Consider the following 14,422-nt stretch of genomic DNA (forward strand, 5'->3'; position numbering starts at 1 on the left):
TTAGAAAGAGCAATTATGGATACAATGGATACAAATATTCAGTCTATTACAACGACTAATGATGAAGTCATGATTGACTCAAAAGACAAATTATCTTCAATTAGGGTCGAAAAACTAGACAATAATCAGCTTTTAAAAGTCAGAAATCTAAAAGTTGACTTCAAAAACGGGCGAAATTCGCTTATAAGAATAGTTAGAGGCGTAGATATTGATGTTAATAATGGACAAATTGTTGGGCTAGTTGGTGAATCTGGCTCAGGTAAATCAGTTACTTCAAAAGCTTTAATTAATGTTAATGAAAATGCTTTAGTCTCTTGTGATGAATTAGTAATAAGTGACATTGATTTGTCGAAGATTAAAAAAGCTAAATTATGAGAATCAGTTAGAGGACACTATATTGGATATATTCCACAGGATCCTCTTACTTCGCTTAACCCTACTAGAAAAATTGGTAAACAACTATTAGATGCATTAAACTTAAACAGCGAGTGAAAAAACAGGTCTAAAGATGAGAAAAAAGACTATTTGATAGGCCTTTTGGAAAGATTTGGTATTCATGATGCTGAAGAAGTTTATGACAGATATCCTCACACATTAAGTGGTGGGATGAAGCAAAGAGTTGTTATAACAATGGTTGTTGCGCTTAAGCCATTATTAATAATAGCTGATGAGCCAACAACAGCACTTGACCCCACTGTGCAAGCCTCAGTTTTAGCCCTTTTTGAACAAATTCGGCAAGAGTATAACATTTCGATTATTCTAATTTCGCACAACATAAGTGTTGTTGCTAAATTCTGTGAATACATTTATGTTATGTACGCTGGCAAGATTGTTGAAAGAGGAACTAGAAAAGACATCTTTACCAATCCAGCTCACCCTTATACTTGAGCACTTATATCAGCCATACCTGAAAATGATGATGAGAGATTGTTCTCAATTCAAGGCACACCACCAGATATGGCAAACTTACCAATAGGCGATCCTTTTGCACCTAGAAATGACTATGCACTTGAAATTGATTATGAAAAAGAGCCACCATTAATTGAAATAAATAGCCATCATAAAGCGGCAACATGATTGCTTCACCCTGATGCACCAAAAATTCAAAGACCAAAAGAATTAGAACACAGACTAAAAAGTTTCAGAAAGGTATTTAAAGACGATGAAGAGTAGTGATAATAAAAAAGTCATTTTAGAAATTCAAGATCTTAAAAAGTACTTTTTAAACAACGGCAAAGTAAATAAAGCTGTGGATGGTGTTTCATTTAAATTACATGAAGGTGAAATAGTCGGCCTTATTGGTGAATCTGGTAGTGGAAAAACCACTGTTGGACGTTCAATTTTAAGACTTTATGATGATTATAATGGTTTTGTGACCTTAGATGATCAAATCATTAGTGGTGAAAGTATTTCTAAAAAACGCGAAAAATTCTTACGTAAAAGAGTGCAAATGATCTTCCAAGATCCACATGCATCTCTAAACGGTCAAAAAACAGTTTATAGCATACTAAAAGAACCTTTAGTTGTTAATAACATAATTAAGCAAAAAACTGGTGATTTATTCAGCGACTGAAAAAAAGTAACTGAAAACTTCCCTTTTACCTTTTTGCTTTATGCTAAAAAGTTAAAAATTAATAACCTAAAAGCAATTAATGAGCCTTCTAGCAAGTTTTTTCCAAAATGATCAGACAGATTAATTGACTTTAAATTTGACTGAGAAAATCTTTCAGTTGACGAAAACTTTGTTTCCTACTTTAACTACCTTGAGGAAAAGCAAACAATGGAAAGCGCAATTATTAATGAGATGTACACAAATACAGATCATCTTATGGCTTTCTATTATGAAAAACAAGCTCAGTACAGAAACAAAGACGTTACTTTTGATGAACTAGACTATTTAAATGCTGCTAAAGAGTTAGAAGTAGTCAAAAAACTATGCAAATATTCGCAAAAGCAATATGATGCATTGCAAAAATTAAGCGAGCTTGAAAAAGAATTACAAGAGTTAAAAAGCAATCAAAATGATTACTTGTTAACTAACAAAAATGCTTTCAACAACTTTCTTTCTGAGTACAAAAATGAGATAAAAATTTGCCGTTACGCAAGATTAAACACTTATGATTTAGATTTTTACTTTTTTAACTATAAAAAAGAGCTAACAAACAAAATAAGGTTTGATTTTGTAAAAAAATACAAAGCTAAACTTAGCTACCTTTCAATTGACCAAATTCGTTATTTTATAGCTGAATTGAACAAATACACTAACAGCTTTTACATTGAATTTTTAGAGCCACTTGCAATTACTAAAAACTTCAAAGCTATTGCTAAAACCATTACCGAATCTCATTATAATTTCGATGCAAGCGAATACTTAAAGTCTAATCATGCTAATGAATTAGAATTTAATTCTTCAATTAAAAATGTTGAAGAATCTATTAAAAAGCAAAAAGAAATTATTCATTCAAAATCTGAAAAGCCAGCTTATGGCAAAAAAGAACTTGAAGCTGCTGAGAAAAAACTATTAGATGCTGAAAGAGTGTTTAAAGCTGAGAATGACAAATATAACAAGAACATTCAAAAGCAAATTAAGCAATTAGATAAAGAAATTCTTACTGAAAGTCTTTTATACAAAAATTTAAAAACCCAACAAGGCATCAATGATCTTAAGTTCAAGAAAATTAATGAAACATTTTTTGCAAAACTAAATGCTGACTTAAAGCAAGCTAAAGCACAAAAAGATCATGCAAAAGTGCATGACATTAATAAAACAATTAAGATTTACAAACAAAAAGTTTCAAACAAGTTATCAACCTTAAAATCATTTGAAGTAGAAGTAAAACACTTATTTAAAGATGTTAGAACTATATACTTATTGCTAGGAATTAAACAGTTTGAAAATCCATTATTTAATGTATATAACAGACTATTTGCAAAGCAAATGATTACTAAGTTAATAACTAGATCAATGATTTATAAATCATTAGAAGATGTTGGTTTATTAAAACAATTTGCCTACCGTTATCCACATGAATTTTCTGGTGGTCAACGTCAAAGAATTGTTATAGCTAGAGCTTTAATAACTGAACCTAAAGTTATTGTTGCTGACGAACCAATTGCCTCTTTAGATATCTCTATTCAAGCACAAGTTGTTAACTTATTAAAAGATTTATGCGAGAAGAAAAACATAGGTATGATCTTTATAGCCCATGACTTATCTATGATTGAGTATATAGCTGACAATGTGCAAATTATGCACCTTGGTAAAATAGTTGAATCAGGTGATACTGCAACAGTTTATAAAAGACCATTGCACCCATATACTAAAAACTTATTTAAAGCAATTCCTAAGATTTCTAATGCTAATGAAAAGTTTGAAAACATTAGCTTTGAGTTAGATTATCTAAAGGAACAACAATATCCTGATATTCCATCAAATTACATTGTTGAAAATGACCATTATGTCTATGGAACAGACAAACAGGTAAAAGAGTGAGTAAGACCATTTCGTCTAGGAACACCTAAAAATACAGATGTAATTGACCTTAAAGAAGAAGATAAAGTCAAAGGAGCATAATATGAATAAAAAAGCTAAATTATTTATGTTATCAATGCCAGTAGCATTATTTGCTCCTGTTTTATCAGCTTCATGCCAAAAAAAAGACGACTTTAAGCCACAAGATTTTAAAGACGTTAAATTAGCATTGGCTTCTGGTGCCCAAAATGACTTTAGCAAGATCTCTCCATCAGAGTTTGTTAAGTTTAAAAAGCCATATACAAATGTCTTAGAAGTTCACCAAAAGGGCAATAAAACAGACAAATTCGGCTTTGAGCTAGTCAATATTAGAGCAAATGATAATTATGGCTACGTGTTTGTTGAATACAAGCTTTTTGATAAAAATAATAAGAAAAATACGACTCCTAAAAAGTTTATTTACTTACAAAACTTTAAGTCAAACATTAAGGAAGAGCTCTCAAGCATAAATTCAAAATTATATTTTTCAAAAACTAAGTCATTAGGTGCTGATGTTAATAAGAAAGAAATACTAGTAACTGATTTAGTTAATGATAAACTGCTTTTGGATTTGCAAGGCAATAGTTTACTTTCACAAACTGGAGTTAAGATTTCTAAAGACTTAAAAATAGACTTTGGGCAAAATAATGAAGGTATTAAAAAAGGCTTTGTTAATGTATCATTTACTTATAATGTTGAACATAATGCAAGAGAAACAGGCAATGATTTTCCAATTAAGTTAGCTAAAAAAGTTGAAAACTTCAAAATTGATGGCTTTACTGGATTTGAAGATTTTAGTGCTGATAAATTCATTGAAAAATCATCGGCAACTGATGTAACTTTTGAAAAGATTAAAAAAGAGCCTACTTCATACATTTCGTTAAAAAATGCTGGCGACACCATTTTGACAGATATAAATGTTACAAATGGAACTGGCGATAAACAAGCCACAATCAAGTTCAAACTACAAACTAGTTTGTTTGATTCTGAAGGTAAGGAAACTAAAGTTGTTTCTGACAAAGAATATGAATACAAATACACCTGATAGTGTGTAAAAAGATATTAGCAGGCTTAAGCTTGCTTTTATTATTCAAATTTACTTATTGTAAAAATTACAATTTATAATATAAACATATGAAATTAAAAATGAATGCAGAATACTTTAGAAAGTCCTTTACCTGAAAAAAATGTATGCATTTTGTGGCTGCTGCTTTAATTATACTTATTGTTACTTTGTCTCTTTATTTTGCTAAATGACAAAAAGAACCTGAAATATACAGCCCTAAAAGAATTGCTAAGGATTTAACCTTTATAATAGGGGCTGCTTTGCTTGCTTATAGCGGATTAGTTTTTATATTTTCAACAGGATTTTTATTTAGAGCATTTAGAAAAAATAAAAATCAAAAATCGAACGAATTAGCCTATAAAATAGAAGAAGAAAAAAAGAAGCCAGCTTCTAAAGAAAGAGAACTTAGGCTCAAAATACTACGTGAAGATTTAGAAAAAGAACGTCAAAGATTAGATGAAAACACCGCAGCAAAAAGTTACAATTTTACTTTAGTGATTTTATTTACCCTTTCGATTATTTTACTAATTACTGCCTGAATATTAACCAGCACTACATAACATTAAAATTTGCTTCAATTTAAAAAATAAATAAACTTTTAGTGACATATGCATCACTAAAAATATATACTTAAATAAGTGATGAAAAAAAATGAAGAAAAGTTAAGCCAACCAAACAAAAGCAGAAGAACTATTGACCAAAATTCTACTTATGAAATAAATAGAATTAAGGTTGAAGAGAAAGTTCTTCACTTTTCATTTTTGCATACCCTAACTAAATTTTGACAGCAATCAATTGTTGTTTTGATTATTTCATTTTTGTTTTCATTTATAAGCTTACTGCTAGTGCAAAACACCGGATTATATGGGCTTGGTCTTGATGCACTAAGTCACAGTATTGCGCGGCTAGCTGCATTTATAGCTATTAATAGCGGGAAAAGCGATCAGCTGGCTAGAGTGATATTTAATATATGCTTCTGAATGGTTAACTTTGTTATAAACATTCCGCTTTTTATATTTGCAAGTATAAAAATTAACAAAAACTTTGCTATTTTAACAATGTTATTTATGCTTTTTGCAACAATTTTTGGTATTGCTTTTAGCAGCATTTCTGGCTCAGAAAACTGACTGATTTTAGGTAAAGTAATTGATAGCAATTTTACTTCTAATGCTATAAAACAGCCAAATAATATCGTTCAGATTACTACATGAGCAGTTAATTATTCAGGACAAAATGGTAACAATCCAATTTCAATAATGTTTTATGGACTATTGTGAGCCATAATTCAAGGCGCGCTAGCTGCTGCACTTTTAATTGTTAATTCCACCACTGCTGGTTTTGATATTTTTGTAGTTTGGTACTCACAGAAAAAGTTCAAAAACCTCGGCTTTATTTATATAGCAATTCATATTGTGTGTTTGCTAGCTGCAAATACAATAGGAACTTATCTTCCCTCAGGTTTAGCTACAGGCAACTGAAATATTGAGCTATTTTTCAATGCCAGTTTTGCAAGCTCATTTATTATGATATTAGTCAACGGTATTGTTGTTGATATTCTGTTTCCTAAATATAAAATGGTTAAAATTGAAGCTTATACTTCCAAGCCTAAAGAGATTTTGGATAAAATTTTTGCGCTCAAAGACAAAAGATTCTCAGCCACCATTGCCAATTTTAAAGGTGGTTATAGCGGCGAAATGCAACAAGTATTAATTATTAACACAATGTATATTGAATCATCTGTTGCACTAAAGATAATCAATGAAATTGATCCAAATGCAATGATATGCATGTTTGATATAAAGAGAATGAAAGGCACAATTTACACTTCCAATATTGTAAACAAGGACAGGAAGTAAAATTTAGCTATCAAAAAATAAAATTACTAAGGAGCAAACTATGTCAAAAAAATGAAACAAAATACTCGCACTTTCTCCAGTGCTTATAGCACCAGGATTTTTAACATCGTGCATTGATTTAGTTATAAACAAAGACTTAGTAAGTAATAGTTCAAATAAAAAAGCAAACATAATAACGACTGATAAACCTATATTTAACTTTGCTAAATCTGATGTTGAAGAAGTTAAGGTTGAAGATATTTTATATACTTTTGGAAACATTAAAGATGAAGTTCAAGACAGCAAAGTTCAGTTATCTAGTCAACACTTAAAAAATGGTTTTTGGACTAAAAGCATCCCAGCTAAAAATAGACAATTGACAAACCATGATAATGCTGATTTAAAAAAATTGTGACAGGAATTAGTTGAGATATTTGAAGGCAAAAGTAATGTTAAAACCACATTAGCTCATAAACTAGATGAATACATTAAGTTGTTTAAACACAACAAATTGTATTTAACAATTTTGACCAATTGGATTAATTTACAGAATGATTCGGCCAAGTTTATTGCACAGCCTCACGGCAACACAATACGTTATGATAAAAACAAAATTCACTTTGGTTATTTTGTAGAGAATTTTTTAACTAATGAAGATGGATGAGAAAAGTTTAAAGAATTTTGTTTAGCTTACTCTGGGGATAAAAATAATATCCAAAACTATAATTATGCTAAATGAATAGTTAATGAGACCAAAACATTTTTAGAAATTTTAGATAAAAATAAAGATTTAGCTTTTAACCCTGTAAATGAGGGCTATACGCCAGATCTTAAAGAGTTAGATTTTATAAAGAAAGCACCAACTGACAAAATAAGAAACTTAAGAATTAAGCTTATTGCTGATGGTGGTTTTTACTTAAATAAAGCTGATGAAAACAAAAATGATTTAGAAAAGTTTAATGAATCGCAAAAGTTTATCTATTCAGACTACACCGACTTGCACACTGAAAATATTAGTAAGTTTGCTGATATAGTTAAAGCCAAAAAGTTTAGTTTAAAAGAAGAAGAATGAGCTCTAGGATATTCATCTTTTAAAACAACTGAGGCATTAGGACCATGAGGATATTTTGCCTATCCAGCTAATTCACAGGGTCATACGAACTTTTATACATATAATTATTCACTTGAAGGCATCACTGGACAAGATTATCTTTCAAAAGTTATTTATGCAAATTCATTGGTCTATCGTCACAGAAGAGAAGAGTGAAAAGAGTTAAAAGAATATGTTTTATCAACTATCCCTTATTTAATTTCAAAAAACTATACTGAAGAGCAAAAATTAAGATCACTTCATAACTTTATAACTTGAAAAATTAACTATGATGTAGAAGCTTTAAACGAAGAAATTAGAACAGGCATAATTAACCTATCTATGCGTAATCCAGGTGTTTTGGCTAAAGTTAAAGAATATGAAGAAAAAATAAAGGGTGTGTGTGAAACATATGCAAGATTACTAACATTATATGGATTATTTTTAAATATTGACATAGGCTATCAAACTGGTGATGTCTTTAGATACAGATATGATGAATCATCTGACAAATTTGTAAAATTAGAAGCAAAAGAGCCTCATGCATGAAATGTGTACCGTTCTAAAGATGATGGCAAACTTAGATATATTGACTTAACATGAGATGATGCTCAGGATGATGATTCATATACCACAGTATTTAATAACAGCAACATTTTGCCTTTTACTTATACATATTTTAATAAAGAGTGAGAAGAATTTTCAGCACTTCACTCTAATGTTAAAGGATCATTTACTTTAGAAAGTCCTATTATTTATAATAAAAGCAACCAAAAGTTAACAATAAGATCAATTGATAAATACCAATATTTAGCAAATGAATTTCACAAATTAGCCAAGAGCAAAGAGGGCTACATAGAGCCACCAGCACTAAACAAAATTTATGACGAAACTAAACATTAAGATTTTACTAATAAACCTATAAAACAAGCAAATAAAAAAACACATGCCGGAATTTAACATGTGTTTTTTGATCTAAAATTTGTCAATTTGGTCAATTCTGGCTTGATGTCTGCCGCCTTCATATTCAGTGTTAATATATTCATTAATCATAGCTTTTGCTTGATCAATATTAACTTGTCTGCCACCCATTACAAGCACATTAGCATTGTTGTGCAATTTTGCAAGATTAGCATCTTCAACTGAAGTTACTCTAGCGGCCCTTATTCCATTATGTCTGTTTAGTGCATACGAGATGCCTAATCCTGTGCCACATAAACCAATTCCGAATGAAACATCTTTATTGTCTAATAAATAATTAGCTAATTTATGGCCTTGTTCTGCATATGATATAGACTTTGAACTATCTTCTGGCCCTAAATCAACTGTTTCATATCCTAAATTGCTTACATAATCTTTTATCTCATTTTTTAAATCACAGCCACCATGATCACTAGCTAAAACTACTTTACCCTTTTTCATTTTTAAACTCCTATATTTGTATAAAAAATTTTACATCAAAAAGAATAATAGATAAAGCATAAGTCTAAGCGCACACAACAATGGGAAAAATCATGTGTTTTTCCCAAATTTTTCCACTTTTTAAAAAACATCTAAATTAACTACATTATAAGTTATGAGAATAAGTAAGCAAGAAGATCAACGAGACTGTGGATTGCATGTCTTAAGTTATTTAATAAATTATTATCATCATAAAGAAGTTGACATAAATTATTTAAAGATTAATTGCTCTTATGGCAAGGATGGCATAAGTTTGTTTAATTTAAAAAGCATAGCTAGTGAAAATGGTCTTAAGCTAGATTCATATTCTGGGGAATTTGAGGCTTTGACATCATTAAACAAGCAAGATTTACCACTTATATTGCTTTTAAACAGAAATGGCTATAGCCATTATGTAGTGCTTTTAAGAATTAAAGGAAACAAATTTTATATTCAGGATCCAGAATGTGGAAAACTAGTTAAGATGGATAAAATAGAGCTAAAAGAGCAGTATGCAAATGTCATAGCTTTAGTTTCGCCACTGAAATTGACAAAGGAAAAAGGAAAGTTTGTCATTGACAATAGAATAAAAAGTTTAATCTCCAACCGAGAGTATGCATATCCGCTGTTGATATCAACGTTTATTAATTTGTTATTATCATTTGCATCTTCATTTTTTATAAAAATTGTTTTTGATTTTATACTTCCCAATTTTTTAAACAAAACAATCATTGTTGTGTTTACACTTTTTGTGTGATTATGTATCTTAAAGGCTATAAATCAGTACTTTAAGTCATATATAGTAAATAAGATAACTAACAAAATTTACATAAAATTAAGCACTGAATTTTTTTCAAAATTGAAAAAGACTTCAATCAATAATTTATACAAGTTAAATAATTCTGAGTATTTTAAAAGAGCTGCATATATTCAATATATAAGTGAGTTCCAAGCCAATTTTGCATACACATTTATAAGTGAGATTCTCAGTCTGGTTTTGTCAGGACTACTGCTTATATGACTGAATTACTTACTATTTGCTTTGGTTGCTTGTTTGATTATACTCGTGATTATCGCTAATTACATTTATCAAAGCAGATTAGAGAGCTTACATAATTATTCAATTGATGCTGCATCTAAAAAAATTCAAGCTGATATTGATTATATTAATTCAAAAGATAATTTTAGTGACCAAGGATATTTTGATAATCTATGGCTTACTCAATACAAAAAGACTATTAACCAAAAGCAAGTTGACGAAAAAATCTATAAAACAGGCTCAAACAATAATTTGTTTAACAGCATTTTTATAGGAAACATATCAAACATAATAATTTTTGCTTCTACATTTTTAATTATTAAAAACAAGCTAACTAACGGAGATATGATGATGTTTTTAACTAGTGTTAGTTTCTTCATTAATCCGTTATTATCCATTTCAAGCTTACTTTCTTCGAACTCAATAATTAAAAAATACGTTAATCAAATAAATTTTGTATTTAATTTACCGCATAAAGATATTTCAAACAACGGAATTGTTATCAATAAAGTAGAAAATATTGAACTAAAAGGCATTAAATTTGGCTATGAAGAGGGGACAAATATTTTAAATTTTGAGAGCATAAAAATTGACCAAAACACTTGTTTTAAAGGAACAAATGGATCAGGAAAGAGTACATTATTAAAACTTATAAAAGGAGACTTCGATAGTTATACTGGTCTATATTTAATAAACGGAATGAATCAAAAACAAGTTAATTTTGAAGACTTGTTAAGTAATACCATCTATATATCAAGTGATATTTTCATTCCTAGTGTAAAAGTTATTGATTTCATTATTGACAAAAACAAAGAAAAAGCAAACGTTCTTAATCAAAATATTGAAAAATACGGATTGATAAATGTGCTGAATAAAGCAAATATAAATATGAACACAGAAATTAATAATAATGCTTCTAATTTGTCTAGCGGTCAAAAACAAATCATATTGCTACTAAGACTTCTTACTCGAAAATACAAAATTGTTATGCTGGATGAAGCGTTTGAAAATATAAGTGCTGATAATTCCACTGAGCTTAAGAAAGCGATAAAGGACTATCAAAAAGATGCTCTGTTTCTCGAGATAAGCCATAGTAACAATTTTGTGCACAATACAAAGGAAATAAGACTCAATGAAATTAACAACTATATCTAAATGAATTTGATTTTGGCTTGCACTAGTTTTTGTAGCATCAATAATATTGTTAGTTTTCATATTTCACTATAAAATAGAGAAAACGGAAAAAATTAACCTATATATAGATGAGAAAAATAGGATGCATTTATTAGGCAACAATAAATTATTTTATTCGCTAAAACAGGGTCAAAAAATAATTTTAAAAATTAATGACAAGGCATATGACATTAATGTTTCAAATATAAAGATTTTAAAAAATAGCGCACAAATTGATTTTATTAGTTATGATGATAATCTTAAACCTCTTTTAAGAAAAGATATTAGCATTGATGGGGTAATTCACTTAGGAGAAACAACACTATTTAATCTTCTATTCAAGCAATAAAAAATGAATTTATTATAATAGTATTATGGTTATTGTTAATATCAACATTGAAAACGGCAGTTCTTTCAATTTTAAAGCTGAATATGAACAAATTTTAAGTAATTTGCAAACATATTTTAAGCTAGAGGACAAGGAAATATCAGTTGATGTTTCTATTGTCAACAACAGAAAAATCAAAAAGCTGAATAAAGAATACAGACAAAAGGACTATGCAACTGACATTTTATCCTTTGATTTTGGCGATAAAAGTCTTTATAAAAGCATGCCTTTTTTGCCTTTAGGTGAGCTTGTAATTAATCACGAAAAGGTTGAAGAGCAAGCAAAGGAATTTGGTCATTCATTACGCCGGGAATATTGTTATTTGTATGCTCATGGACTAATTCACTTAATGGGGTATGATCATGAAGTTGAAGATGAAAGAATTGAAATGAATAAAATAGTAGATGCAATATTTAATCCATTAAACATTACAAGAGAGGAATAAGAATGGTTGAAAAATTAAAAAGTTTATTAAAGTATGCATACTGCCCATGGTCGCATTTTCAAGTAGCTGCTATAGCAATTGATAAAGATGGGAAAGAATATCCTGGTGTCAATGTTGAAAATGCAGCATTTCCTTCAGGCCTATGTGCTGAAAGATCGGCGCTATTTGGTTCTGTTGCTTATGGGGCACAAGTGGGAACATTTAAAGAAATACACATTATTTCATCAAGTAATGAAGTAATTTCACCATGCGCTGGTTGCAGACAGGTTTTAACTGAATTTATGCCTGATGATGCCTTAATATATCAATACAATAATTCTGGTGACAATGTGAGAGTTAATAAACTTATTGAACTTGTTCCACATCCAATAAGAACAGAACAAATTAAATCATAGAGAGTACCATTATGAAAGTATGTATTATAAGTATTCTGGGCAGACCAAATGTTGGTAAGTCATCATTATTAAACAAAATTATTAAATATGACTTAGCTATTGTCTCAAATGTGCCACAAACAACTAGAGATCAAATTATGGGTGTTTATACTGAAGACGGGTATCAGTTTGTCTTTGTTGATACACCAGGTATTCATAAACCATTAAATCTTTTAGGCGAATCATTAAACAAAGAGGCATTTAGCTCACTTAAAGATATTGATTGTGTTCTATTCCTGAGCCCAGTAAATGAAGACATAAAATCAGGTGACAAGTTAATTTTAGAAAGAATTGCAAATTCAAAAAATAAAATAGCCATTATTTCTAAAATTGATTTAGCTAAATCACCTGATGAAATTGCTAAAAAAATTGATAGCTTAAAGGAATATGGTTTTAACAAAATTATCTCAGTTTCTAATAAAAGTGATAAGTCGGTGAACTCATTAGTTGAAATATTGAAAGAGTATTCATATGAAGCGCCACCATTCTATGATGAAGACTATATTACTGATAAATCAATGAGATTTATGGCTAAAGAATATATTCGTGAAAGCGCAATAAATCTTTTGACGGACGAGCTTCCACATTCAATTGCTGTTGAGGTACGAGACTTTATCGAAGAAGAAGAAAGAATAACTATTAATGCCATTATTTATGTTAAAAAAGAATCTCAAAAAGGCATTCTGATTGGTAAAGGCGCGTCAATGATTAAAAAAATTGGTACAAATGCCAGAATGAAGATGAGCCATCAGTTTGATACAAAGGTGACACTGAATTTAAAAGTTAAAGTTTCTAATAAATGAATCAATGACAAAAGTGCGCTTAAAAAATTTGGCTATAATTAAAATATAGAGATCTTTTTAAAAAGAAGGAATTATTATGAATAGACAATTGTTAGACAGAATATTTGCTGAAAAAAACATAGATTGTATAGTGTCATCAGCACCACAAACCAGACTATGATATTCAAATGTTCAAACCACTGATGGTTACATTATTATTGAAAAAGACAAAGCATATTTATTTGTTGATAGTAGATATATTGAATACTGTGAAAAGTATGCTCAAAATGTTGAAGTTCGCTTATTAGCTGGAAAATCATTGAAGGAATTTTTTGACGAAAAAGCCTATAAAAAAGTAGCATTTGAAAAAGATTACATCGTTTATGATGAATTTGATAGATTAGTTAAATTAATTAATCCTAAGACAGTTGCTTTTATTAAAGGACAAGAATTAAGAATTAGGAAGAGCGAAGCAGAAATCAAGGCAATGGAAGAAGTAATAAGCATTTCATTGAAAGCTTATGAAAAATTAGTTCAATGAATTACTCCTGGAATGACAGAAAAGCAAATTGCAACAAAATTGAACCACTTAATGAAAACATATGGTGCTCAAAAAGAAAGTTTTGATGAAATTGTTGCTTCTGGTCCTAACTCAGCTGAGCCACACCACCACCCAACTGATAGAAGAATTAAAAATGGTGAATTGTTAAAGATTGACTTTGGTGCTTTATACAACGGTTTTTGTGCTGACATTACTAGAACATTTATTCTAGGAAGACAAAATATAAGTGACAAACCTGAGCAAGAAAAAATATTAGAAATTGTTAAAGAAGCTGCTCGTTTAGGACGGGAAGCAGTTAAACCAGGCGTTATGGCTTCAGATATTGACAAAATATGTAGAGACTACATTCAAAAACAAGGATATGGATCATATTTTGTACACTCAACAGGCCATGGTCTAGGAATTGATGTTCATGAACTTCCTAATGTAAGCTCACACAGTGATTACATTTTAGAAGAAGGAATGATTATTACTGTTGAACCAGGAATTTACATCCCAGGACTTGGTGGTGCTAGAATTGAAGACGATGTGTTAGTTACTGCTGATGGACACCGTGTTCTAACACGCCCTGAAGAAGAAGCAATGTAAACATAACACAAAAGAGAGCTGCAACGCTTTCTTTTTTGTTAGAAAAACCATTTTTTATGAATTTGGAGC

The 14,422-nt window shown here is 29.7% G+C and carries 13 protein-coding genes; 12 read left to right on the forward strand and 1 reads right to left on the reverse strand.

What is annotated here, in order from left to right:
* Positions 1-24 precede the first annotated feature (24 nt).
* The 6 genes from MAGB_RS02780 to MAGB_RS02805 all read left to right on the forward strand — a co-directional run bounded on the left by MAGB_RS02780 (position 25) and on the right by MAGB_RS02805 (position 8,405).
* On the forward strand, positions 25-1,173 hold the full coding sequence (locus MAGB_RS02780) for an ABC transporter ATP-binding protein (RefSeq protein WP_004024286.1): 1,149 nt from the start codon (positions 25-27) through the stop codon (positions 1,171-1,173).
* Positions 1,163-3,574, forward strand: a complete 2,412-nt coding sequence (locus MAGB_RS02785; RefSeq protein WP_004024287.1) for an ATP-binding cassette domain-containing protein — start codon at positions 1,163-1,165, stop codon at positions 3,572-3,574. Before MAGB_RS02780 ends, MAGB_RS02785 begins: the two co-directional genes overlap by 11 nt.
* A 1-nt stretch (position 3,575) precedes the next feature.
* Complete coding sequence (locus MAGB_RS02790; protein WP_004024288.1) at positions 3,576-4,559, forward strand: MAG1050 family protein; 984 nt, start codon at positions 3,576-3,578, stop codon at positions 4,557-4,559.
* A gap of 98 nt (positions 4,560-4,657) precedes the next feature.
* Positions 4,658-5,137: a DUF3899 domain-containing protein gene (locus tag MAGB_RS02795; protein ID WP_235750739.1), complete on the forward strand. Its 480-nt coding sequence runs from the start codon at positions 4,658-4,660 to the stop codon at positions 5,135-5,137.
* An 81-nt stretch (positions 5,138-5,218) separates the two neighbouring features.
* On the forward strand, positions 5,219-6,433 hold the full coding sequence (locus MAGB_RS02800) for a DUF2179 domain-containing protein (protein WP_004024290.1): 1,215 nt from the start codon (positions 5,219-5,221) through the stop codon (positions 6,431-6,433).
* Between the two features lie 40 nt (positions 6,434-6,473).
* A complete protein-coding gene (locus MAGB_RS02805; protein WP_004024291.1) occupies positions 6,474-8,405 on the forward strand; it encodes an Mbov_0119 family protein in 1,932 nt (643 codons plus the stop codon).
* Between the two features lie 72 nt (positions 8,406-8,477).
* Here the strand turns inward: MAGB_RS02805 and MAGB_RS02810 are convergent, their stop codons facing one another.
* Positions 8,478-8,924: an RpiB/LacA/LacB family sugar-phosphate isomerase gene (locus tag MAGB_RS02810; RefSeq protein ID WP_004024292.1), complete on the reverse strand. Its 447-nt coding sequence runs from the start codon at positions 8,922-8,924 to the stop codon at positions 8,478-8,480.
* A 154-nt stretch (positions 8,925-9,078) separates the two neighbouring features.
* On the opposite strand from MAGB_RS02810, the gene MAGB_RS02815 reads away from it, so the two are divergent.
* Genes MAGB_RS02815 through MAGB_RS02840 form a run of 6 tightly spaced genes read left to right on the forward strand, consistent with a single transcriptional unit; the run spans position 9,079 to position 14,353 of the window.
* On the forward strand, positions 9,079-11,136 hold the full coding sequence (locus MAGB_RS02815; protein ID WP_004024293.1) for an Mbov_0121 family peptidase domain-containing ABC transporter: 2,058 nt from the start codon (positions 9,079-9,081) through the stop codon (positions 11,134-11,136).
* Positions 11,114-11,503, forward strand: a complete 390-nt coding sequence (locus tag MAGB_RS02820; RefSeq protein WP_004024294.1) for an MAG1140 family protein — start codon at positions 11,114-11,116, stop codon at positions 11,501-11,503. The genes MAGB_RS02815 and MAGB_RS02820 overlap by 23 nt, the downstream gene beginning before the upstream one ends.
* 25 nt (positions 11,504-11,528) lie before the next feature.
* Complete coding sequence (ybeY, locus tag MAGB_RS02825; protein WP_004024295.1) at positions 11,529-11,987, forward strand: rRNA maturation RNase YbeY; 459 nt, start codon at positions 11,529-11,531, stop codon at positions 11,985-11,987.
* A gap of 2 nt (positions 11,988-11,989) precedes the next feature.
* Entirely contained in the window at positions 11,990-12,382 is a 393-nt protein-coding gene (cdd, locus tag MAGB_RS02830; protein ID WP_004024296.1) for a cytidine deaminase, read from the forward strand.
* Positions 12,383-12,393: 11 nt separating this feature from the next.
* Positions 12,394-13,266 carry a GTPase Era gene (gene era, locus MAGB_RS02835; RefSeq protein WP_004024297.1) on the forward strand — a complete coding sequence of 291 codons (873 nt, stop codon included), beginning with the start codon at positions 12,394-12,396 and terminating at the stop codon, positions 13,264-13,266.
* A gap of 34 nt (positions 13,267-13,300) precedes the next feature.
* The gene (locus MAGB_RS02840; protein WP_004024298.1) at positions 13,301-14,353 is read left to right on the forward strand and encodes an aminopeptidase P family protein; all 1,053 of its coding nucleotides are present in this window, start codon (positions 13,301-13,303) and stop codon (positions 14,351-14,353) included.
* Positions 14,354-14,422: the final 69 nt, after the last annotated feature.

The sequence above is a fragment of the Mycoplasmopsis agalactiae 14628 genome (genome assembly GCF_000266865.1).
Lineage (GTDB): Bacteria > Bacillota_I > Bacilli_A > Mycoplasmatales > Metamycoplasmataceae > Mycoplasmopsis > Mycoplasmopsis agalactiae_A.